At 71.0% G+C, this 20945-nt stretch carries 22 protein-coding genes and 1 pseudogene; 14 read left to right on the forward strand and 9 right to left on the reverse strand.

The window, feature by feature from the left end; translation table 11 throughout:
• The first annotated feature begins 9 nt into the window (after positions 1-9).
• Entirely contained in the window at positions 10-1890 is a 1881-nt protein-coding gene (locus ACQP12_RS16235) for an L-lactate permease (RefSeq protein WP_433288882.1), read from the forward strand.
• A gap of 335 nt (positions 1891-2225) precedes the next feature.
• On the opposite strand, the gene ACQP12_RS16240 is transcribed toward ACQP12_RS16235, so the two are convergent.
• Positions 2226-3335 (reverse strand): ROK family transcriptional regulator, encoded by a 1110-nt coding sequence (locus tag ACQP12_RS16240; protein ID WP_433288884.1) that lies wholly within the window; start codon positions 3333-3335, stop codon positions 2226-2228.
• Between the two features lie 89 nt (positions 3336-3424).
• Between ACQP12_RS16240 and ACQP12_RS16245 the strand changes: the two genes are divergently transcribed.
• Positions 3425-4699, forward strand: a complete 1275-nt coding sequence (locus tag ACQP12_RS16245; protein ID WP_433288886.1) for a DUF1479 domain-containing protein — start codon at positions 3425-3427, stop codon at positions 4697-4699.
• Here the strand turns inward: ACQP12_RS16245 and ACQP12_RS16250 are convergent.
• Complete coding sequence (locus tag ACQP12_RS16250; RefSeq protein WP_433288888.1) at positions 4662-5159, reverse strand: DUF2809 domain-containing protein; 498 nt, start codon at positions 5157-5159, stop codon at positions 4662-4664. The genes ACQP12_RS16245 and ACQP12_RS16250 overlap by 38 nt on opposite strands.
• Positions 5160-5262: 103 nt before the next feature.
• Positions 5263-5760, reverse strand: coding sequence for an N-acetyltransferase (locus ACQP12_RS16255; protein ID WP_433288890.1), 498 nt, complete (start codon positions 5758-5760; stop codon positions 5263-5265).
• 31 nt (positions 5761-5791) lie between these two features.
• Here ACQP12_RS16255 and ACQP12_RS16260 point away from each other — a divergent pair, with 31 nt between their 5' ends.
• Positions 5792-6076: a hypothetical protein gene (locus tag ACQP12_RS16260; RefSeq protein ID WP_433288892.1), complete on the forward strand. Its 285-nt coding sequence runs from the start codon at positions 5792-5794 to the stop codon at positions 6074-6076.
• On the opposite strand, the gene ACQP12_RS16265 is transcribed toward ACQP12_RS16260, so the two are convergent.
• Positions 6073-6687, reverse strand: coding sequence for a dihydrofolate reductase family protein (locus tag ACQP12_RS16265; RefSeq protein ID WP_433288894.1), 615 nt, complete (start codon positions 6685-6687; stop codon positions 6073-6075). The two genes, ACQP12_RS16260 and ACQP12_RS16265, sit on opposite strands and share 4 nt — an antisense overlap.
• Positions 6688-6855: 168 nt before the next feature.
• On the opposite strand from ACQP12_RS16265, the gene ACQP12_RS16270 reads away from it, so the two are divergent.
• Complete coding sequence (locus ACQP12_RS16270; protein ID WP_433288896.1) at positions 6856-7563, forward strand: hypothetical protein; 708 nt, start codon at positions 6856-6858, stop codon at positions 7561-7563.
• Here the strand turns inward: ACQP12_RS16270 and ACQP12_RS16275 are convergent.
• The gene (locus ACQP12_RS16275; protein ID WP_433288898.1) at positions 7547-8239 is read right to left on the reverse strand and encodes a hypothetical protein; all 693 of its coding nucleotides are present in this window, start codon (positions 8237-8239) and stop codon (positions 7547-7549) included. The genes ACQP12_RS16270 and ACQP12_RS16275 overlap by 17 nt on opposite strands.
• A 142-nt stretch (positions 8240-8381) precedes the next feature.
• Between ACQP12_RS16275 and ACQP12_RS16280 the strand changes: the two are divergent.
• Positions 8382-8798, forward strand: a pseudogene (locus ACQP12_RS16280) (hypothetical protein); the annotation flags it as partial.
• 508 nt (positions 8799-9306) lie between these two features.
• On the forward strand, positions 9307-10497 hold the full coding sequence (locus ACQP12_RS16285) for a hypothetical protein (protein ID WP_433288900.1): 1191 nt from the start codon (positions 9307-9309) through the stop codon (positions 10495-10497).
• A 122-nt stretch (positions 10498-10619) separates the two neighbouring features.
• Here ACQP12_RS16285 and ACQP12_RS16290 read toward each other — a convergent pair whose 3' ends face one another.
• From ACQP12_RS16290 to ACQP12_RS16300, 3 genes are all read right to left on the reverse strand, one after another.
• The gene (locus tag ACQP12_RS16290; RefSeq protein ID WP_433288902.1) at positions 10620-11282 is read right to left on the reverse strand and encodes a Type 1 glutamine amidotransferase-like domain-containing protein; all 663 of its coding nucleotides are present in this window, start codon (positions 11280-11282) and stop codon (positions 10620-10622) included.
• Between the two features lie 254 nt (positions 11283-11536).
• Complete coding sequence (locus ACQP12_RS16295; RefSeq protein ID WP_433288904.1) at positions 11537-12007, reverse strand: hypothetical protein; 471 nt, start codon at positions 12005-12007, stop codon at positions 11537-11539.
• Positions 12004-12597: a CDP-alcohol phosphatidyltransferase family protein gene (locus ACQP12_RS16300; protein ID WP_433288907.1), complete on the reverse strand. Its 594-nt coding sequence runs from the start codon at positions 12595-12597 to the stop codon at positions 12004-12006. Before ACQP12_RS16300 ends, ACQP12_RS16295 begins: the two co-directional genes overlap by 4 nt.
• 17 nt (positions 12598-12614) lie before the next feature.
• Here ACQP12_RS16300 and ACQP12_RS16305 point away from each other — a divergent pair, with 17 nt between their 5' ends.
• Together ACQP12_RS16305 and ACQP12_RS16310 are read left to right on the forward strand one after the other, a co-directional pair.
• Positions 12615-13844, forward strand: coding sequence for a sensor histidine kinase (locus ACQP12_RS16305; RefSeq protein ID WP_433288909.1), 1230 nt, complete (start codon positions 12615-12617; stop codon positions 13842-13844).
• Complete coding sequence (locus ACQP12_RS16310) at positions 13841-14488, forward strand: response regulator (RefSeq protein ID WP_433288911.1); 648 nt, start codon at positions 13841-13843, stop codon at positions 14486-14488. The genes ACQP12_RS16305 and ACQP12_RS16310 overlap by 4 nt, the downstream gene beginning before the upstream one ends.
• Positions 14489-14570: 82 nt before the next feature.
• On the opposite strand, the gene ACQP12_RS16315 is transcribed toward ACQP12_RS16310, so the two are convergent.
• Complete coding sequence (locus tag ACQP12_RS16315; protein ID WP_433288913.1) at positions 14571-14981, reverse strand: hypothetical protein; 411 nt, start codon at positions 14979-14981, stop codon at positions 14571-14573.
• A 210-nt stretch (positions 14982-15191) separates the two neighbouring features.
• Between ACQP12_RS16315 and ACQP12_RS16320 the strand changes: the two genes are divergently transcribed.
• The 6 genes from ACQP12_RS16320 (at position 15192) to ACQP12_RS16345 (ending at position 20945) form a co-directional block, all read left to right on the forward strand.
• The gene (locus ACQP12_RS16320) at positions 15192-16067 is read left to right on the forward strand and encodes a DUF4253 domain-containing protein (protein ID WP_433288915.1); all 876 of its coding nucleotides are present in this window, start codon (positions 15192-15194) and stop codon (positions 16065-16067) included.
• A gap of 611 nt (positions 16068-16678) precedes the next feature.
• Positions 16679-17392, forward strand: coding sequence for a TenA family transcriptional regulator (locus ACQP12_RS16325; protein ID WP_433288917.1), 714 nt, complete (start codon positions 16679-16681; stop codon positions 17390-17392).
• A gap of 98 nt (positions 17393-17490) precedes the next feature.
• The gene (locus ACQP12_RS16330) at positions 17491-17868 is read left to right on the forward strand and encodes a Rieske (2Fe-2S) protein (protein ID WP_433288919.1); all 378 of its coding nucleotides are present in this window, start codon (positions 17491-17493) and stop codon (positions 17866-17868) included.
• 7 nt (positions 17869-17875) lie between these two features.
• Entirely contained in the window at positions 17876-19096 is a 1221-nt protein-coding gene (locus ACQP12_RS16335) for an NAD(P)/FAD-dependent oxidoreductase (protein ID WP_433288921.1), read from the forward strand.
• Positions 19093-20529: an aldehyde dehydrogenase family protein gene (locus tag ACQP12_RS16340; protein ID WP_433288923.1), complete on the forward strand. Its 1437-nt coding sequence runs from the start codon at positions 19093-19095 to the stop codon at positions 20527-20529. The genes ACQP12_RS16335 and ACQP12_RS16340 overlap by 4 nt, the downstream gene beginning before the upstream one ends.
• The gene (locus ACQP12_RS16345) at positions 20526-20945 is read left to right on the forward strand and encodes a Rieske (2Fe-2S) protein (RefSeq protein ID WP_433288925.1); all 420 of its coding nucleotides are present in this window, start codon (positions 20526-20528) and stop codon (positions 20943-20945) included. Before ACQP12_RS16340 ends, ACQP12_RS16345 begins: the two co-directional genes overlap by 4 nt.

The following is a 20945-nucleotide window of genomic DNA, read 5'->3' on the forward strand; positions in this document are numbered from 1 at the left end:
AGGTGACCCATGTTCGACCAGTTCAAGGTCGTCACCGATCCGGTCGGTGACTCCGTCGCGCTCTCGGCCATCTTCGCGGTCCTACCCCTGCTCACCCTCTTCGTCCTGCTCGGCGTCATGAAGGTCAAGGCCTGGTTGGCCGGCGTGATCTCCCTCGTGGTCGCCCTGATCGTGGCCATCGCCGTCTACGCCATGCCGATCGGGCAGGCCGTGCTCTCGGCCACCGAGGGCGCCACCTTCGGCTTCTTCCCGATCCTCTGGATCGTCATCAACGCGATCTGGGTCTACAACCTCACCGTCGAGAGTGGGCACTTCGACGTGCTGCGCCGCTCCTTCGAACGGGTCAGCCCGGACATGCGTATCCAGGCGATCATCATCGCGTTCTGCTTCGGTGCGCTGCTGGAGGCCCTCGCGGGCTTCGGCACGCCGGTGGCGATCACCGTGGTGATGCTGATGGCGCTCGGGTTCCGCCCGATCCACGCCGCCTCGGTGTCGCTGCTGGCCAACACCGCGCCGGTGGCCTTCGGCGCGCTCGCCACCCCGATCGTCACGCTGGCCAGCGTCAGCAGTGGCGCCAACCCCGACCCCCGGCTCACCGTCGACACCCTCGGCGCGATGGTCGGCCGGCAGACCCCGATCCTCGCGGTGGTCGTACCGTTGATGCTGGTGGCCCTGGTCGACGGGCGGCGCGGCATCCGCCAGACCTGGCCGGCCGCGCTGGTCGCCGGGGTGAGCTTCGGCCTGGCGCAGTTCGTCGCGGCGAACTACATCTCGGTGCCGCTGACCGACATCGTCGCCGCGCTGGTCTCGGCCGCCGCCGTGGTGCTGCTGGTCCGCGTCTGGCGCCCGGTCACCCCCGCCGACCTCGGCCGCGAGCCGGAGGCAGCCGCCGTGCCGGCCGCCCGCGGGGCAGTCGACGCGGAGCTGGCCGGCCCCGGCAGTGTCCGCGCCGCCGCGGGCACCCGCTCCGGTACGACCAGCACCGCCGCCCCCGGGCTGGGCGGCTCCGGTGGGGAGACCCCACCGGGTGATCCGCGCATCGACGAGACCGCTCCCGTCGGCCGGCACCGCGACGACGACCTGGAGCCGCGGCCCACCGACCAGGTGCGCGCCGCCACCACGGGCGGCCGGCGGATCGCGGACACCCCGGCCGAGGTCGCCCGGGCGTACGCGCCCTACCTCATCATCATCGCGATCTTCTCCGTCGCCAACCTCGGCGCGGTGAAGACGGCCCTGGCGAAGGAACCCTGGACGGTGAAGTTCGACTGGCCGGGGCTGGACCTCCTGGGCGGCAACGGCAAGCCGCTGTCCTCGATGACGTTCACCCTCAACTGGCTGCCCGCCGCGGGCACGCTGATGATCCTCGCCGGCATCCTGACCGCGCTGGTGCTGCGGGTCTCCGCGGGTCGGGCGCTGCGCGCGTACGGCCGCACCTACGTCGAGCTGCGCTACGCGATCGTCACGGTGATGGCGGTGCTCGCCCTGGCGTACGTGATGAACCAGTCCGGCCAGACCAACACCCTCGGCGCGTTCCTCGCCGCGGCCGGCGGGGCGTTCGTCTTCCTGTCGGCGATCCTCGGCTGGATCGGCGTCGCGGTGACCGGCTCGGACACCTCCGCCAACGCGCTGTTCGGCGCGCTGCAGGTGCAGACGGCGGCCCGGGCCGGGCTGGATCCGCTGCTGCTGGCCGCGGCCAACTCGTCCGGCGGGGTGCTGGGCAAGATGATCAGCCCGCAGAACCTGGCGATCGCCGCCGCCGCGGTCGGCATGGCCGGCCGGGAGGGGGAGATCTTCCGGAAGGTGTTCGGCTGGAGCCTCGTGCTGCTGCTGTTCATGTGCGTGCTGGTCGCGCTCCAGGGCTCCCCGGTCCTGAGCTGGATGGTGCCCTGACCGCAGGCCCGACCGCCCGGGCGCCACGGATCACGTGGCGCCCGGGCCCGTCTCCTCGCGGCTCCGGCCCGTCTCCTCGCGGCTCCGGCTCGTCTCGTCGCGGCTCCGGCTCGGCTTGCTTCTGCGCCCGAGGCGGGCCGATGCCGGCGGATTTCGGGACCAGTGGCCCTGCACGGACCGCCCGGCGGTGCGGACCGTGGAGATGTGAGCACCGCTACCAGAACGGCCCGACCGGCCGCGACCTGCCCGATCTGATGGCGCCCATGAGGCGCAGGCCGGCCGGGCCCACACGCCTCCCATCGCGTCGTTAGCCCCGATGAGGCCGACCAGCGGTATCAGCTGCTGGCGGTGACCGATGACCGCAAGCGTCGCAGCGCCTCGGCGCGCACACCGGCCAGGACCGGCTCGCTGGTCAATTCGGCGGGCCGGACGGACACCTGTCGCGGCATCCGTGCGGTCGCCGCGCGGATGCTGTCGATCAGTGCCGGGCCCCAGGAGCCGCCGACGACGACCTCCTGCGGGTCGGCGAGCGCGACCACGGCGGCGACGACCCCGCTGACGGCGGTGCCGATCGTCTCGCGGGTGGCCGCCGAGCTGTCGAGGAGCCGCGCGGTGTCGACCGCCGTGGTCCCGCTGAGGCGCAGACCCAGCTCTTCGAACAGCTCGATGAAGCGGACCGCCCGGCCGCCCGGCCCGGCAGTCACCAGATGGGCGATCTCACCGGTCAGGCCGCTGCGCCCGCGCCGGACCTGGCCGTCGTTGACGATCGCACATCCCAGGCCTTCGCCCAGATAGAGGTACGCGAAGTCGCGCAGTTGCTCCGCGCCGACGCTGTCGCGCTCCGCCAGGGCCGCCCAGTTCACGTCGTTGTCGACCACGACCGCTCCACCGGCGTACGGCGAGAGAACAGCGACCGGGTCCAGCTCGCCGACCAGGAAGGGCGCGTCGGGCAGGTGCACCAGCCGGCCGGTGGCACGGTCCACGGGGTCGGCTGCTCCGACGACGGCGAGGCGGGCCGGCTGACCGGCGGCGGCGCCCGCCTCCGCCGCCGCGGCCCGCAACGCCGACGAGACCTGGCTCGGCTGGGCCGGCCGGTCGATCGGGCGGACCGCCCGGGCCAGGGTGTCGCCGTAGACGTCCAGGCACTCCGCCACCACGCCTTCCGGGGCGATGGTGACCGCCAGCGCCACCCCCACCGTCGGCGCCAGCGCGTAGTACGAGCCCACCCGACCACGGCCCCGTCCGCCCGGCGTGCGTTCGCCGGTGTCGGCGACCAGCCCGCGCTCGGTCAGCCGGCGCACGCTCTCGCCGGCGGTCGGCTTGGAGATGCCGACCTCGACGGCGAGTTCGGCCCGCGTGAGGCGGCGGTGTCGCATCAGCGCCCGCAGGACGTGCTCGTCGGTCAGCGACCGGACCAGATCCAGCGACGGCTTGGCGGATTCCACGCACCGATTCTAGTCAGGGCTCTTGCCTTGAATTCGGGGGAGCGCGTAGGGTCCTTCAAGTAAGGAGAGCTGACTTGGAAGGAACCGCCGTGACGACGACTGCCGGGCTGCCGCACTGGGAGGAGACACCGACCGACCTCACGGCCGCGACCCGCGAGATCAAGAAGGCGCTGCGGGAGCGGATCGCCTCCTCCGGCCGTACCGTCGAGGAGGTCTTCGCGGTCGTCGAGCAGCGCGTCCAGGCCGCCGTCGACGACATTTCGGCGGCCCGCCGCCGGGGCGAGACGATCTGGCCGGTCATCGAGTATGCCGACATCGCCGCCGGCGCCGTCCCGGCCGAGCAGGTCGCCCTGCTGCGGCGCCGCGGCTGCCTGGTCGTGCGTGGCCACTTCGCACGTGACACGGCCCTGGCCTGGGACCGGGACATCGTCGACTACGTCGAGAGCAACAGCTTCTTCGAGAACTACCGCGGTCCGGGCGACGACTTCTTCGGCAGCGTGGGCTCCAAGCCCGAGATCTACCCGATCTACTGGTCGCCCGCCCAGATGCAGGCCCGGCAGAGCGAGCGCATGGCCACCGTCCAGGCGTTCCTCAACGGCCAGTGGAAGCACGAGTCCGACGGCGTGCGGTGGTTCGACCCCGACCGCGACTCGCTCTACCCCGACCGCATCCGCCGCCGCCCCGAGGGCGCCGACTCGGCCGGCCTCGGCACCCACCTCGACCCGGGCACCCTCGACCTCTGGATGACCCAGGCCTACCAGAAGGCGTTCCGGCACCTGTTCGACGGCAGTGTCGAGCAGTACGACCCGTGGGACGCGGCCCACCGCACGAGCGGCCCGCAGTACCCCGGCTCGACCATGTGCTCGGCCTTCCGCACCTTCCAGGGGTGGACCGCGCTGTCCGACATGGACCACGACCAGGGCGTCCTGCACACCGTGCCGATCCCCGAGGCGATGGCCTACCTGATGCTGCGCCCGCTGCTGAGCGACGTGCCCGACGACGACATGTGCGGCGTCACCGTCAACCAGGTCTTCCCGGCCGGCCACAAGTGGCACGCCCCGCTCATGGAGGCTCTAGCCGGCATCCCCGACGTCAGGGCCGGCGACTCCGTCTGGTGGCACTGCGACATGATCCACAGCGTGGCCCCCGTGGCGGACCAGAAGGGCTGGGGCAACGTCATGTACATCCCCGCCGCGCCCTGGTGCCCGCGTAACGAGCGGTACGCGGCTCAGGTGCGAGAGGCGTTCCGGACCGGATCGAGCCCGAGCGACTTCCCGGCCGAGCACTACGAGCGGGACTGGCCCAACCGCTTCCGTTTCGAGGACCTCAACGGGATCGGACGCCGCGGTCTCGGCCTCGATTGACAGCTACGGGCACATGCGCCGGCGCGGGGACGGCGTCGCGCGGCGGTTGCGGCCTCGGGCGGGCCCGAGCGCGCACCAGGTGGTGCAGCACCACCAGGGGAGCCACGCCGGCCGGGTACCAGGCCAGGTCGACGAGGTCGAACTGCACGCCCAACGCCAGCCTCGCCGCCAGGCTCCGCGCCGACAGTTCGGCCGGCAGCCCGGTCAGCTGCGCGCACTCCACCAACCAGCAGAACACGGTGGCGACCGTCCCGGCCGGCACCGGCGCCATCCGGGGCCGCAGGAACAGCACGCCGGCCCAGACCATCGACGCGTACAGCGCGGTGCCGGAGTACTGCCGCAGCGCCCCGTCGTCGACGACGCGGATCAGCAGTGCGAGGCCCAGGAACAGCAGCGCGGCCACCGGCATGAGCAGCCGCACCGTACGGGCCGTGATCGGCGTTCGCGCGAGGGTAGGCACCGGCTCAAGGTACGGGTCCGGACCGATGCCGGTGCGGCGGCTCCCCGCCGGCGTCAGCCTGGTCAGCGAGCGCCGGTGGCGGGACCGACACGATCCGGCCGGGTCACGAGGCGCGCGGCAGCGCGAGCCAGTCCTGCCAGGCGATGTCGCGGCCCAGATAGCGGGGCTGCTGGAAGGGCCAGTCGGCGGCGATCCACCGCGGCACCAGCGCGTCGAACGCGCGCTCCACCTCGCCCCCGACAAGCTCGTCCACCACCCACCAGGCGATTTCGCCGTCGGAGCCGGTGCGCTCGGGCGGGTCGATGTAGACGCAGCCGAAGATCGCCGTCTCCTCCTCGTCCAGCAGCGCGTAGTTGAACGACTGGTGCGCGGCTATCTCCCTCTCGTGCCGCAGCAGGTCGATGCGGTTCGCCTCAGAGGTCATCGTCTCCGAGGGCCAGGCCCAGGCCGGGCCGAAGATCTCCCACAAGCGCTCCCGGGAGCCCATCACCGCGGGGTAGTCGCGCGCCGCGTCCGCCTCCCGGATCGGCCGCAGGTGAAGCGCGGTGTCGGGCACGGGCACGTGGACGGGGTGGACGAAGTCGCCAGGCAGCCAACTCATAGGGGCCGAGGCTACAGACGGTGAGCGCGGGATGAGCAGCAGGCCGTGGGCAGCACCGCGGACGACCATCGATCCGGACATACTCCCGCCGTCGATCGCGATCATGCATGTGCTGGCGCCGTACCGCCAGGTGCCGGACGACGCGCGCCGGCTTGAGGGCGAGCTGCGGTTCGATGCCGGCGCCCACTACCGGGTCGAGAGCCCCAGCTACCGGTTCCGGTGGCGTCGACGGCAAAAGCCCGTGCACGCCGCAGCCACGACCAGCGGCCGGCAACCGCGCAGCCATGAAGATCAAGGTCTACGGCTGAAGCACTAGTTGCCTCCGGGCACCTGGTCCTTGACGTCGTCGTAGCCGACCTTGGCGGGCTCCGCGACCGGCGCGTAGATCACGCGGATCACGCCGGTGGGGAAGACCTCCGTCGCCGTCGCCCGGAAGTGGTACGGGGCGTCGCCGTCGTCGAACAGCTTGCGGCCCTTACGCGCCGCCACCGGATGGACCAGCAGGCGCAGTTCGTCGACGAGCCCGGCGGCGAGCAGTTGCTGCACCACGGAGATCGACCCCGGAATGAGGATTCCCCTGCTGCCGGCGTCGGCCTTGAGCGCGGTGACCGCGTCGAGAAGATCGTCCTTGATCAGCTCCGAGTTGCGCCAGGAGAACTCCAGCGGCTGGCGCGTCACGACCACCTTGCGCATGTCCCCGAGCTGCTTGGCGAACGGCGCGTCGTCCCCACCCGCGGCCTCGCGGTCCGGCCAGGCGCCGGCGAAGCTGTCGTAGGTCTCGCGACCGATCAGCAGCACGTCGGCGGTGTCGTAGTCCTCGGCGACGGCGCGGCCCATGTTGTCGTCGAAGTACGGGAAGTGCCAGTCCGGGTCGATCTCGGCCACACCGTCGGCCGAGATGAACAGCGTGGAGATGACCTTTGCCATCGGGCGGTCCCTTCGAGTCAGGTGGTGTCGACAGGTGGACCGCCGCAGCATCTCAAACTCATCGCCCGGCCAGAGACCAACTCGCCGACCAGGGGACCGGCGACCCCACGGTGTCGGAGCCACCCCGTGCGGTACGCCTGGAACCCGCCGCCACGAGATCATCAGTCCGTGCTCTTCGCTTCCGTCGTCGCCCTGGTGGCGTTTTTTGTGTGGCTGACCGTCGCCCGGCTGCGCTGGCTCACCGGCGTGGTGCTGGTGGCGCTGACCCTGGTCGCGGCTGCCTCGGTCACCCTCACCGGGGTCCAGCCTCGGGCGGCGGTGGAGGCGCGCCTGCTGCTGCTCGTCGGGGTTGCCGTGACACTGCTCGTCGCGGTGAAGGCGCAGCGCCGCAGGCTCGGCGACAGGGGCGACGACGATCGGGCGGGCCGGCGCTGGCCGTACCGGATCGGGGTCGGTCTTGCCTTGTTCGTCGCCTTGGGCTGCATCCCCGTGGCGGCCTGGGACTTCAACGACGACGGGTTCGTACCGTCGGTGCAGGAACTCGGCCCGCTGCCCGGCGGACTCGCCGTTCGGGGCGCGGGCGGCGACGCGGAGTGCGGCACCGGTCGTTGCGCCGTTTCATACCCACTCGTCGGCCGTGCGGGCGAGTCGGCCGACCAGGTGGCCCGACGGATGTGGGACCACCTGGTGAGCGAGGGCTGGCCGGGGCCCGACGGTGGGCGGAGCTGCCGCCCGGCCGGCTGGCTTCTCGACACCCGCGAGACCTGCGTGGCGATCAGCACCGACGACGGTGAGGCGCGGCTCACGCTGGAGGGCGGTCGCCGGTACCCGCGATATGGGCGTGCCGGCCGCCAGGAGGTCAGCCGACCGCGGTGAGCCACCGTCGCCAGCTCGTGCGGGTGATCCGTTGCTCGCGGTCCGTGGCCACGTGGAGAACGAACTGCGCTCGGAGCCGGGCCAGGGGGTCATCGGCGGCAGCCAGCACCTCCACCTCGCTGAGGAACAGCGGGTCGTCGAGGTGCCGGACCAGGCAGGCGTACGTCCAGTCCTTGCACCGGTAGGGCCTTCTCAGCGCCGCAAGGACCAGTTCAGCGATCGGAGCCTGGATGTCCTCCGGCAGACCGCCGCGATCGAGCCGGCGAAGGAGCATCTCCTTGGTTTCCCAGCGCGACCACATCCACGACTGCGGCGCACTCCACTCGTCGGGATGTTCCGCCTCCCACCGCAGGTACAGCACCGCGAACGGTGCCCACATCGCGCGGGCCACACCGTCACCGTCCGCGGCGTCCCGGAAAGCGTGGAGAGGCCCGTGGATCGTCTGCGCCTCATGCCACCGGAAGTCGGCGTGCGCCTGGTCCATCGCCGCCCCGAGGCGAGACTGACTGGACCTCGACCGGTAGTGCGCGGACCACAGGGCGTTCGACCGGTGCAACGCGTCGCTCGCTGCCGCGAGCAGTGCCTGATGGCGGTCCAGCGCACGGTGGCGCGTGACCGGATCGGTCGCCACCAGGTCGAACACCCAGGAGTAGTCACCGCGCGGCTCCGCAAACACCACAGCAGCCTGCCACCGCGGCCTTAGCGGGCCACGGGCAGGCCAGCCGGCGCTTGACCTCAGACCTGCATCGCGGCCCTGTCGGCGACGGGTTCGTCAATCGATGACCGAGCCGGCCGGGCCACGGAAACGCTCGGGGCCGATACCACCAGAATGGTGGACGCGTGGCTCGCCACGACCACCCACAGCCACCATTGGCGAGGAGCAGATCATCGACAACTCCGACACGGTCACCCTGTGGCGGCCCACCGGGCAGGCCGAACTCGACCTCGTGGCGACGTCGGGGTGGCGGGCCTGGCCACCGCGCCTGCCGGACCAGCCGATCTTCTACCCCGTGCTCAACCGCTGGTACGCCACGAAGATCGCCCGCGAGTGGAACGTCCCCGCCGGTGGGGTCGGCTACGTGACCCGGTTCGACGTTCAGCGTTCGTACCTGGACCGCTACGAGGTTCACCAGGCCGGTGGCCGCGACGTGCTGGAGTACTGGATCCCCGCCGAGGAGCTTGCCGACCTCAACGCCCACCTCGTCGGCGCGATCGTCGAGGAGGCCGAGTACCGCGGCCCGGTGAACGACCAGGAGTTCATCGACGCCGACAAGGCACTGGTTCGACCTCTGCCGGTCGAGTGGCGGGCCTACCTCCAAGGTGAGTCGTGGTTGCGGCGCGGCTGGCTGAGCAGCGGAGCCTATGTGTGGCTCAATTCGCCGCGCGAGATGCTCGAACTGCATGACGCGTGGGACGAAGCCACCGACGCGCACCCCGGCATCGCGATCATCGGCGGCGACGGCTCCCGTGAGCAGCTCGTGCTCGACCTGCGCAGCGACCCTGCGCCGGTGCTGCTGGTCGACATCACAAGCAGTGGATGGGACAGCGCGATACGGCAAGCGGACGATGTCGGCCAGCTTGTCGACCGCATCGAGGCGGGCACCTTCGAGTTCGACTTCGAGGATTAGCGGACCTCGGCGGGGGCCTGATCGACTGCTCGCCTCGCGGCGGATCCGTCCACCTGACCATGGCGGACGCAGGAGCCGACGGTTGTGCTCAGGGATCGCGCGATGAACCGTGCCCGTGAAACGTCAGGCCCGCCCGGGCGTCACGGGCTTGCGCGGCCGCCCGCAGGCCGTGGATCATTCGAACATGCGTTCGCCGAGAACGATCATCGAAGACACCGGCTGGGGCAATCTGCACCATGCATATGCCGCCGCCTCGGACACGCCGGCTCGGTTGCTTCACCTGCTCAGCGAGGACCCGGAGCGAGCCGGCGACGCTTTGGCCTACATCGACGCGGTGCTGCTGCACCAGGGTTCGATGTACTCGGCGACAGCACCGGCTGCCGAGTTCGTGGCGGCGATCCTCGACGATCCGCGGACCCTCGTGCAGTGCGAGAGCGCGCTGCCGTGGGACGAGCGCTCCCGCTCTTTACGGGCTGGGCTGCTGGAGTGGCTGGGCAAGGTCGCGGAGTCGGCGGCATGGGGCGAGCCCGCCGAGGTGGACGTGTCCACGGCCGACGCCGCTGACGATCATGACGACGCTCAAGAGCTTCGGGCCGCTCAGGCATGCCGAGCGGTCCGGGGGTACGTCCACGCCGCCGTCGAAAAATTCCTCGATGACACCGATGCCTCGGTGCGGCAGGGCGCCATTGGTGCAATGACTCACCTGCTCGCAGCGCCCGAGCTGGCGCACCGACGGGCCCACACCGCCGAGCGACTGATGGACTCCGTGGCAGAGATGAGTGCGGCGGAGCGCGCGGCCGTGGCGTTGAGCATCGGCAGCTGGGGCATACCGCCGCTCGCGCTGCTCGCAGACGAGCGTCCCGAGGTTCGTGGCTGTGCCGCGCTCTCCCGGGCGCTCGATGACGTTCCGGCATCGCTCGAGGAGATCCGTGCGGCATTGCGCGACCCGCGGGCCGCTGACGCCTGGTTCGGTGAGGACCGGCCGCCGCAGCTCGACGGGCAGGTCCGGTTCTTCCTCGTCCAGGCGCTGCTGCGACGGACCAGGACCTTTGCTGAGGTCGCCGACGCTGCGGTCGCTGTGGCGCAGATGACCAACGCGTACACGGTCGACTTCGACTGGGGGCCGCTGTTGGAGCGAGCGTTCGCCGGAGCCCAGCAGGGGCAGCTCTCGGCGGCGCAGCGACGATTCCTCTCCGCACTCGTGGACAATGATGAATGCTGGGGCAACATCGCCAACCCGATGATCTGGTTCGGAAAAGCCGGCCTACCCGCCGAGCGCGAGGCATTGCGCGCAATGCTGACGTGAACCGGTCGAGCTACCACCGCAACCCAGCCTCGCGGCACTGCAATGTGCCGGCCGGGCACTGTGGCCCGGACGTCGAGCGTGACGGTCTCGTCCGACGACGCGACGTCACGGATGTCGGGCGGCTATGACCCGAACTTCTTCCATTGCCCTTCGGAGACCACCTCGACCGAGCCGTCGACGACCTTGATGGCCGTCTGTTCGTCGATGGCGTAGGCCGGGACACCGATGTCGGCGGCCCACCGCTCTGCGTCGGCCAGGGTGTTTGTGGGGAAAGCGTCCAGGTGCGGGAAGATCGAGAAGTCGACGACTCCCAGGGTGCGGTCGTCCGGCGCGGACGGCCACTCGACGAAGTACGTTCCGATCCGGGGCGTCATCACCATGCTTCCAGCACTCACTCCCACCCAGACCGTGTCGGGCAGCGATGGCAGCAGATTTGCCAGCCCGGACTCCCGCATCCAGTGGCACAGGTACGTCGCGTCGCCGCCGTCGACCAGGAGAACGTCGGCCTCCCGGACCCAGGGGACCCATCGCTCCGCGCCGATCGTGGGCAGTGCGGTGAGCTCGAGGACACCGAGCGACGCCCAACCCAGGCCGGACAGGTGCTGAAACGCGGGCTCGGCGGCTACGAAGCCCCGCACCGATTTCGGACCGCACATCGGGTGACCCCATTGTGCTGTCGGGACGCAGAGGGCGTGGCACTCGGCGATCGGCTTGCCGAGGAGCTGCACGAGCGCCGAGTGGATGCTCGGGTTCGTGACGCCGCCTGACGTAAGCAAGAGCTTCAAGGTGCCTCCAGATTCGCGTGCGGAGGGTTATGTGCCTGTAGACCCGGGATCGTGCCGGAACTCATCGGAGGTCGACCAACCTCTTCAGAGGTCCCTCAGGTCGCTGGGTGCACTAATCCTCCACCCGCTCCTACCGCCCGCACGTGCACCCGACCGACGCACGCAGGATGCGCATGTCGCTGAGCCGGGACGGCCGGCTGGCGGCAGCGGATCAAGCCGGTCGAGGTTTCGGCGTGCGCGACGACAAGCGGGGCTCAGGCCAGCGCCGCCGGCAGGGCGAGGAGGGCGAAACGGATCAACCGCCCGAGAAGGCACGAGCCGGCGAACTCCCACCGTCGAAGGCCTGCGGTGCCGGCGGCGACGCTGACCACGGCCAGCGGTGGAACCCCGAGTGTGGCGGAGACGAGCACTGTCGGTAGGGCGGTGCGGCGGCGGGAGAGCCAGCGCCGGATCGGCTCGGCCCAACGGGCGGCCCTGGCCGCCGCGCGACCTGATCGGTTCCGTTGCGCGAGTTTCTGGGCCAGCCGTCCCGTTCCGTGACGCGCGGCTTCGAACAGGAGCAGTTTGCCGGCGGTCTGCCCGAGCCCCAGAGCGAGTACGGCGATCAGAGCGTGGCCGCCACGGTGTCCGGCGACCACGGCGTAGGCCTCGGCGTTGACGATCGGGACGAGCGCCGAGGCGAGACCGTACCCGAGCGCCACCACCGCCTCGGCGAGGCTGCTCATGGCCGGCCGTCCCGTTCGAGCAGCCGGACCATCGCTGCGGCTGACCACAGCTTGACCGCGACGACGGCGACGGCAACGCCCAGCGCGAGCCGGTACTGCCCGAACGCGATGGCGCCGACAACCCCGGCGGTGTTGGCGGCCTTGGCCAGAGGCGACCAGTTCAACGCCCATACCCGCCGGTCGACCAGGTGGAAGTAGTTGGGGCTAATCACGGGCCAGCACAGGAACGCCAGCGACAGCATGGTGTCCAGCACCAGGAACGAGAGCAGGAACACCAGGGCCACGGCCGCGACGTCGGGCACGAGTGAGACCAGACCCACGCACAGCACGGCGGTGCACGCGCGGTCGCTCACGATGTCGAGGACGGCCCCCGCCCGGGTCTCCTGTCCGAGCCGGCGGGCGGCCCAGCCGTCGAGCACGTCGCCGAGCCAGTAGATGCCGTACGCCACCGCGAGCAGTGCCACGGAGCCGGCGACGAGGGCGACGACACCGAGGGTGACAGCGGCGATCGTGCGGATGGCGGTGATGTAGTTGGGAACCGTACGGAGAGGGCCGACGGTGAGGGCGGCGCGGGAGTCAACAAGAGTCACCTCCGCAGCGTCGTGCGGTGAGCGTTCCGGGCGGAACGTGCTGCGGTGCCGATCTGGGCGCGGGGGCGGCACCGGGGTACCGGCCGATCTCGTACCGGGGTACCTGGCCGGTTTCCGGGCTGGTCGCGGAGACTGTGCAGGTGACGACTGGAATCCGGGAATGGTTGCGCGACCCCGAGCGAGTGCGCCGACTCGCGTACGGTGCGGCGGGCTTGATCGTCGCGGTCGTCGTCACGACCGTCGAGGGGGGCCTGTCCGTGCCGGCCGGCTGGGCGTGGCTGGTGCTGCCCGTCGGCCTCTGGGCCATGGCGCTGCGGCCCCGCCTCCGGGCTCTGGTCTTCGCGGTCTGTGCCGGGTTCGTCGCGATGGTGAGCACCGGAGAGTCGGTGCAGTTGGGCCTCGCGGCCGCCGGCCTGGTGTTCGTCTCGATCTGCGAAGACCCGGCCCGGCGCCCGTGGCTCGGGTGGGTGGCTGGCTTGATCGGCGCCGTCGGCGCCCTCGCTACCGCGCTGCTCAACCAGCGGGGGCTCTACGAGCAGCCCTTCGCCTTCGTGGCGGCCGGCTACCTCCTGGCGACCCTGTTGCGATCGTGGTCCCGTGGCCACGCCCTCGCCCGGGAGACGGGCGAGCTGCGCGGCCAGGCGGCCTGGCTCGAGCAGCGCACCAACCTGGCCCGCGAGCTGCATGACGTGGTCGGCCACCACGTCACCGCGATGGTGGTTCAGGCCGAGGCGGGCCAACTCGGTGACGACCCGGGGGCGGCGCTACGGGCGATCGCGGGCAGCGGACGCACCGCACTGAAGGAGCTCGACACGCTCGTCGTGCACCTGCGCGATCCGCACGCGGCGATCGCGGTGAGCGCCCCGCCACGCCTGTCCGACATCGACGAGCTGCTCGCGCAGCCGCTACGCCAGCAGGGTGTGACGGTGCAGGTTCGGCTGGACTCCGAGCCGGGCCTGGACGAGATCGGCGTGTTGGCCGCCTACCGCATCGCACAGGAAGCCCTCACCAATATCGCCCGCCACGCGAAAGCCACGGCCGCCTGGGTCGAACTGGCCCGCGTCGGCGACCACGCCCGTCTGCGCGTCAGCGACGACGGCATCGGGCCGCCCCACGCACCCACGCGCGGCTCGGGCCTGCTCGGCATCGAGGAGCGCGTGCGGGCCCTCGGCGGGAGCTGGGAGCTGAGCCGGCGCTCCGGCGGCGGCACCATGATGCAGGCCAACCTGCCGGTGGCGAAACCATGATCCGTGTCGCGATCGCCGACGACCAGCAGTTGGTCCGCGACGGCTTCAGTCTCATCCTGCGTTCTCAGGCCGACATCGACGTCGCAGCTGAGGCTGCCGACGGGCAGCAGCTCCTCGAAGCCGTGCGTCACGACTCCCGCATCGACGTGGCCCTCGTCGACATCCGCATGCCGGTACTCGACGGCCTGCAAGCCACCCGCGAGCTGGCCGCGATCCCGCACGCCCCGGCCGTCATCGTCGTCACCACCTTCGACGACGACGCCTACGTCCTCGACGCCATCGCGTCCGGCGCGCGGGGGTTCCTGCTCAAGCGGTGCAGCGCCCGCGACCTCATCGCCGCGGTGCGCACCGTCGCCGCCGGCGAGGCGATCCTCTCCGCCGAGGTCACCGGCGCCGTGCTCGACCGGGTACGCGCGACCGGGCCGGCCACCCACGTGGAACTGGCGGCCTACCAGCTGACCGCTCGGGAGACCGACGTGCTCGCCTTGATCGGTGCCGGGCTCAACAACAACGAGATCGCCGACCGCCTCTACCTCTCCATGAGCACCGTCAAGACCCACGTCACCAATGTGCTGGCCAAGACGGGTAGCCGCGACCGCGTAGGAGCCGCCATCCTGGCGATCCGGGCGGGCCTTTCACCTTGACAAGAACCAGCAGCGGTTCGCTCGGCGTATCCAATCGCAGGCCGAGCGGCCCCACGGCAGAGCAGACGTACGGTCAGCGATCTCAACGGCGCGCCGTCAGAGGCGCGAGGACGAGGACGGCAACGCCAAGTGCGGCGGCGCCGACAGCCCACCACCAGAAGAATCCGGTGAAGACCGAGGCGATCAGAAGTCCCATGCCGAGGCCGGCCAGCAGGCCGAGTCCGAACAGGGCCCGTGGGGGCAGCGCGAGGTACGGCAGGCGCCGTACCACGAGCACTTCCAGCCAGGTGCCACCCACCGCCAGCAGCGCCGCGCCGACCCCGTCCACGGCGGACAGTCCGTGGCCGTCGCTGACCGGCACGAGGACTGGACCCTCGTCACCGGCGGGAACGAAGAGCACGAGCACGCCGGCGACGATGAGCAGCGCGGTGACTGCTACCTGGATGCGTGGCGCACCCCCGACATCGTGAGGCATCGCTTCAGTCTTGGTCATCCGGCAGTATCTCGGCAGGAGCCGAATCGTCGAACATCGACGGGCCGACGGTCATCGCCGCATCGTGAGCCACCTTCCCTCGCCCGACCCGGCGCGATCGGTCGGCACCGACCAGCGGCAGATTTGTGCGCGGGTCTCCACCCGTTCGCCGGCTGGTCGGTCTGGCGGGGAGTTACTGAGCTTCGCGGGTCAGGGTCTGGTCGAGCGCCGATGATCGGAGAGACTTTCACCATGCTGACCGACCTCGACCAGATCGAAGCGGTGTTCCTCGGTACGCCGCTGGCCGGCCTGCCGATCGGATACGGCCCGTCGGGCACGATCCTCGTCGCCGACATCGACCCCAATCGCCTGCACGAGGCGTGGCAGGCTGCCGAGGCGCTGGTGCCGGCCACCGGACGCCGGCCCGTCATGATCACCGACGACTTCCACGGCGGGCTGAGGTTCCGGCCCGAGCCCGAGCCGGGCCCGTCGGCGTCGGAGCTGCGCGCGTTCGCCGAGGCGGCCGAGTCTTCCGATCCCTGGCTGGTCTACCACCACTACAGCGAGGACGACGAGGTCCACGAGGGTGAGGTCGAGTACTACGCGCGTGGCGTGACCGGCGTCGACCTGACGGCCCTGGTGTCGGATGTGGCGCTGCCGACTGGGCGTCAGGCGCTGGAGCGGGAGCTGTACGACCGGCTGCTCGCCGACGCCGACCTGCATGCCCGGGTGCTCGGCAGCGCGCGGTTCGTGACGCAGACCGACTACTGGTACACACCGACCAGCGTCCTGCTCATGCTGCTGCCCACGAGCGACGTCCGCAGCTCGGGGTACTGGGTCGACTTCTTCGGTGCGCCCACCCGGGAGTACCAGAGGAGGCTCGCCGAGGTGTTGGCGCAGTGGCGTCACCGGTGGGACGCCCGCCTGGTCGCGTCGTGGGGCACCATGCTGCAGTTCCAGGTGGACCGCCGCCCGACACCGGGTGCGGAGGCGTGGACCGCGGCCGGCCAGCTCAAGGCGCTCGCCCCGAACCTCGCCCTGAGCCGGTGGGAGGTCGCGGTCGCCATGCCCGCCGGTGACGCGTGGTTCGTGCACAACCGGCCCTGACAAACTCGAGCAGACCTGACCGGTCGAACCCGCCGACCGTGCCGCTCTTTGAGGCCTGACGGCCGCTCGGCGGTATGTGCGGTTGCGCTTCTCAGCCGATTCACAGGCAGGGCTGTCGATACTTCGTGCATGGCGGATGCCTCGCAGGGGACCAGTCCGAGTAGCCGGTCTGCTGTGATCCGGGCGCCGGCTCAGAGGTGAGTTGGTTGTCGCGGTGGCCCTCCTGGGTGGGTTGGGCCGCGAGCACGTCCAGCGCGATCTACGGCGGTACGGTGCTGACCGCCGCGATGATGGGGCACCACGCCTTCATCGGCCTCACGAACGCCGCATGGCCAGCCGCGGCTGTGCTTCTCGCGGGAGCGGCCGCCGCAGCTGCCACCCTCGCGGCGCCGCCACAACGAGGCTCTTGGCGCTTTGTGTCGACAGCCCTGTGGGCGGTGGCCGCGCAACGCCGTGGGCTGTCTGCACAGAAGAGTACGGGGAACGATGTGCATCTTGACCGTGGGGCGCTGGTCGCCGGCTCCCTAGCGTTGATGGCACCCCAGGAACTCCCGTGACGCCACGCCGAGCTGCCGGGACCGCACCGACGCATCACAGAGAGAGGCGACCAGATGACCGAGCTGCTCTCCCGCGACAACTTCCGGGCTGCCCTCGAGGACGCGATCAAGGGCAGGGAGGCCAAGAACGCGTCGTTCAGCCAGGCCTGGGCCGACGGCAAGCTGCAGCGGCACCACTTCGCGCGGTGGGCGGAGAATCACTACCACTACGTGGGCCCGTTCGCCGACTACCTGAGCTACGTCTACGCCAACACCCCCGACACCTGCACGGACGCCAAGGACTTCCTCCTGCAGAACATGTACGAGGAGGAACTGGCCGACATCCGCCACACCGACCTGCTGATCCGCTTCGCCGAGGCGTGCGGGACTACGCGGGAGCGGATCGAGGACCCGAACAACATGAACGCGGTGACCCGCGGCCTCCAGGCGTGGTGCTACGCCACCTCGATTCGGGAGCACTTCGCGGTGGCGACCGCGGCGCTCGTCGTCGGCCTCGAGTCCCAGGTGCCGAGCATCTACAAGAAGCAGATCGTCCCGCTGCGCGAGGCGTACGGCTTCACCGAGGACGAGATCGAGTTCTTCGACCTGCACATCACCTCGGACGAGGTGCACGGCGAGCGCGGCTACCAGATCGTCCTGGACCACGCGAACACGCCCGAGCTGCAGCAGCGATCGCTGCAGTTCGTCCGCTGGGGCGCGGAGATGCGCTTCTCCTACACCAAGGCGCTCTACGACACCTACGTGGCGCAGGACCTGGTCAGCGCCTGATCGAAGCCGCCGGACGGGTGGGTCCACTGGTTGGCCCACCCTTCCGGCATCTGCGGGCGGAGATCCGTACACCGCGTCAGACCCGGAGGGAGTCGGGAGTGAGCGAGCCTAACCCCGTCGAGTGGGTGCTCGTCGCCGAGCTGTCCGAGCTCGCGCGCCGCAAGAAGAAGCAGGTGGTCGTCGGCGACACACCCATCGCGCTGTTCCTCGTCAACGGACGGGTGTTCGCGCTGTACGACGTCTGCGTTCACAAGCAGCGCTCGCTGAGCAAGGGAACCGTGCTGCACGGGCGGATCATCTGCCCCGGTCACCAGTGGTCCTTCGACCCGGCGACCGGAGAGGCGGCGAACCAGGTCGAGTGCCAGCCGACGTATGACGTGCGGGTGGAGGACGACAAGGTCTACGTCGACCCGGGACGGCGTCCCGGCCGCGTGGACGCCGACACCGCCCCGTACACGACCACGGCTGCGGGGTGAGACGCCGATGATCAGGACCATCGTCACCATCGGCGCCGGCCAGGCCGCCGCCGTCGCCGCCCGCGCGTTGCGCCGGCGCGGCTTCGACGGCCGGATCGAGCTGCTCGGTGCGGAACCGGAGGCGCCGTACCAGCGCCCGCCGCTGTCGAAGGAGTACCTCGCCGGCGACGACGACTGCGGCCTGCACCTCCTGCCGGAGAAGTGGTGCGCGGCGAACGACGTGCATCTGCGGCTCGGCCAACCGGCCGTCCGGATCCGCGCGGAGCGCGGGCTGGTCGAGCTGGCCGACGGCACGGAGGTCGCCGCGGACGCCGTCCTCGTCGCCACCGGCGGGAGCCCGCGCCGCCTGCCCGGAGTCGAGGGCGAGCGCATCCACTACCTGCGCACCCGGCGCGACGCGGACCGCCTCCGCGCGCAGCTCCGCCCGGGCGTACACCTGATCGTCATCGGCGCCGGGTTCATCGGCGCCGAAGTCGCCGCCACCAGCCGCGGCAGGGGCGCCGACGTCACGGTGGTGGAGACACTCGACGTGCCGCTGCAGCGCGTGCTCGGACCCGAGATGGGCGCCACCTGCGCGGCGATCCACCGCCGTGCGGGCGTCACGCTGCGGCTGGGGGAGTCCGTCGAGTCGATCGTCGAGACACCGACCGGCGTCGTCGTCACCACCAGCGGCGGGCGCATCGAAGGCGACCTGGTGGTGGTGGGCATCGGCATCACGCCGAACACATCCGTGGCCGAGCAGTCCGGCCTCGCCGTCGACAACGGGATCCTCGTGGACGAGCACTGCCGGACCGTGGTGCCGAACGTGTACGCCGCCGGCGACGTTGCCAACCACTGGCATCCGCTCTTCGGGGAGCGGATCCGGGTGGAGCACTTCGACAACGCGAGCCGGCAGGCGACCGCCGCCGCCAACAACATGATCGGCCGGATCACCCCGTACGCGGACCCGCACTGGTTCTGGTCGGACCAGTACGAGCACAACCTGCAGTACACCGGCCACGCGCCGGTCTGGGACGAGCTGGTCGTGCGCGGCTCGGTCGAAGAGTGCGACTTCTCGGCGTTCTATCTGCGCGACGGCCTGGTGCGGGCGGCCTTCGCGGTCGACCGCGGCGCGGACGTCCTCGTCGCCAAGGACCTGATCGCCGGGCGGGTCAGCGTCGATCCCCGCATCCTCGCCGACGAGGACGTCGACCTGTCCGACCTGACGGCGTTGGAGGAGCAACTGTGAAGGGCAACTTCATCGGTGGCGAGTGGGTGGGCTCGGCCAGCGGGCGCACCCGCGAGCGGCGGAACCCGGCTGACGAGCGCGAGGTCCTCGCGGTCTTCCCGGATTCGGATGCGAAGGACGCGCACGATGCGGTTTCCGCGGTAGCGGGCGGCTACCGGCAGTGGGCGGAGCGCGGCCCGGAGGAGCGGTCCGCGGTCCTGCACCGGGCCGCGGACATCCTCGCCGCCCGCGCCGACGACCTCGCCCGGGAGTTGGTCCGCGAGGAGGGCAAGACGCTCACCGAAGCGCTCACCGAGGCCCGTCGGACCCCGTCGAACCTCCGGTTCTACGCCGGTGAGGCGCTGCGCGTCGCCGGCCGCACGTACGCCACCGGCGACGGCAGCCTCGTCTACACCTCCCGGGAACCCGTCGGGGTCGTCGTGGCCATCACCCCGTGGAACTTCCCGCTGAACATCCCGTCCCGCAAGCTCGGCCCGGCGTTGGCGGCGGGCAACGGGGTGGTGTTCAAACCGAGCGAGGTGACCCCGCTGATCGGCCAGCGGCTGGTCGAGGCGTTGCTCGAGGCGGGTGTCCCGGCCGGCGCGCTCGCCCTCGTGCAGGGCGGCGGCGAGGCCGGCGCCGCACTGGTCGCGGATCCGCGGGTGGGCGCGGTGACCTTCACCGGCTCGTACGACGTCGGGGCGGCCATCCACCGCGCCGTCGGGCCCAGCCAGCGCTGCCAGCTGGAGATGGGCGGAAAGAACCCGGTGATCGTGCTGGCGGACGCCGACCTCGACCGGGCGGCCGACATCGTGGTCCGTGGGGCGTTCGGCCTCAGCGGGCAGGCGTGCACCGGCACCAGCCGCCTGGTCGTCCACGACGCCGTGCACGATGCGCTGGTCGAGCGGATCGTCGCCCTCACCCGCGCCCGCCGGGTGGGCAACGGACTCTCCGACGGGGTGCAGATGGGCCCCCTCGCCACCCGCGGCCAACTGGACCGGACCCGGCACTACCTGGACCTCGCCGCGACCGCCGACGCCGTTCTCCGCGCCGGCGACGAGCCGCTCGACCCTGGCCTGGAACACGGCAACTTCGTCCGTCCGGCGGTCTTCACCGACGTCGACCGGTCGTCGCCGCTGGCGCAGGAGGAGATCTTCGGGCCGGTCCTGGCCGTGCTGCGCGTCGACTCCTTCGACGACGCGATCAGCGTCGCCAACGACACGGCGTACGGCCTGTCCGCCGGGATCGTCACCCGCGACCTCGGCCGCGCGCTCGACTTCGCCCGCCGGGTCGACAGCGGCCTGGTGAAGGTCAACCAGCCCACCACGGGGATGGCGATGAACGCCCCGTTCGGCGGTGTGAAGAACTCCAGCACCCAGACGTTCAAGGAACAGGCAGGGGAGACGATGATGCACTTCTACACCGTCGACAAGACCGTGTACGTGGGCTCATGAGCGCCTCCGAGGTCATCGGCGCCGCCGACCACGGCGGGGAGCCGAGTGACGTCCGATTCGTCCGCGTCGCCCGCTCCGGCCAGGTGCCCGACGGGTACGTCCGCCGCTTCTACGCCGACAGGCTGGAGCTGTGCGTCGCGCGCTCCGAGGGCAGGGCGTACGCGACGTCGAACTACTGCACGCATCTGGACTGCCTGCTGTCGTCGGGCAAGCTTGTCGACGACGGCATCGGCTGCTCCTGCCACGGCAGCGTCTTCGATCTCGAGACGGGCGAGCCGGTCTGCCCGCCCGCCACCGAACCGATCAGGACATTCCCGGTACGCGAACAGGACGGCCAGATCTACGTGGGCGTGACGCCGGAGGACATCGCGACCGGTGGTCCCCGCCGCCGCAAGCCGGTGAAGGGACCGGAGTGA

This window comes from Micromonospora sp. CA-244673, from assembly GCF_050948395.1.
Lineage (GTDB): Bacteria > Actinomycetota > Actinomycetes > Mycobacteriales > Micromonosporaceae > Micromonospora.

Excerpts from the sequence above, each read along its gene's own strand:
- ACQP12_RS16235 (WP_433288882.1), top strand. The coding sequence starts at position 10 with ATGTTCGACCAGTTCAAGGTCGTCACCGATCCGGTCGGTGACTCCGTC.
- ACQP12_RS16255 (WP_433288890.1), bottom strand. The coding sequence starts at position 5,760 with ATGAGTTGGCTGCCTGGCGACTTCGTCCACCCCGTCCACGTGCCCGTG.
- ACQP12_RS16260 (WP_433288892.1), top strand. The coding sequence starts at position 5,792 with ATGAGCAGCAGGCCGTGGGCAGCACCGCGGACGACCATCGATCCGGAC.
- ACQP12_RS16265 (WP_433288894.1), bottom strand. The coding sequence starts at position 6,687 with ATGGCAAAGGTCATCTCCACGCTGTTCATCTCGGCCGACGGTGTGGCC.
- ACQP12_RS16295 (WP_433288904.1), bottom strand. The coding sequence starts at position 12,007 with ATGAGCAGCCTCGCCGAGGCGGTGGTGGCGCTCGGGTACGGTCTCGCC.
- ACQP12_RS16310 (WP_433288911.1), top strand. The coding sequence starts at position 13,841 with ATGATCCGTGTCGCGATCGCCGACGACCAGCAGTTGGTCCGCGACGGC.
- ACQP12_RS16315 (WP_433288913.1), bottom strand. The coding sequence starts at position 14,981 with ATGACCAAGACTGAAGCGATGCCTCACGATGTCGGGGGTGCGCCACGC.
- ACQP12_RS16320 (WP_433288915.1), top strand. The coding sequence starts at position 15,192 with ATGATCGGAGAGACTTTCACCATGCTGACCGACCTCGACCAGATCGAA.
- ACQP12_RS16325 (WP_433288917.1), top strand. The coding sequence starts at position 16,679 with ATGACCGAGCTGCTCTCCCGCGACAACTTCCGGGCTGCCCTCGAGGAC.
- ACQP12_RS16335 (WP_433288921.1), top strand. The coding sequence starts at position 17,876 with ATGATCAGGACCATCGTCACCATCGGCGCCGGCCAGGCCGCCGCCGTC.
- ACQP12_RS16345 (WP_433288925.1), top strand. The coding sequence starts at position 20,526 with ATGAGCGCCTCCGAGGTCATCGGCGCCGCCGACCACGGCGGGGAGCCG.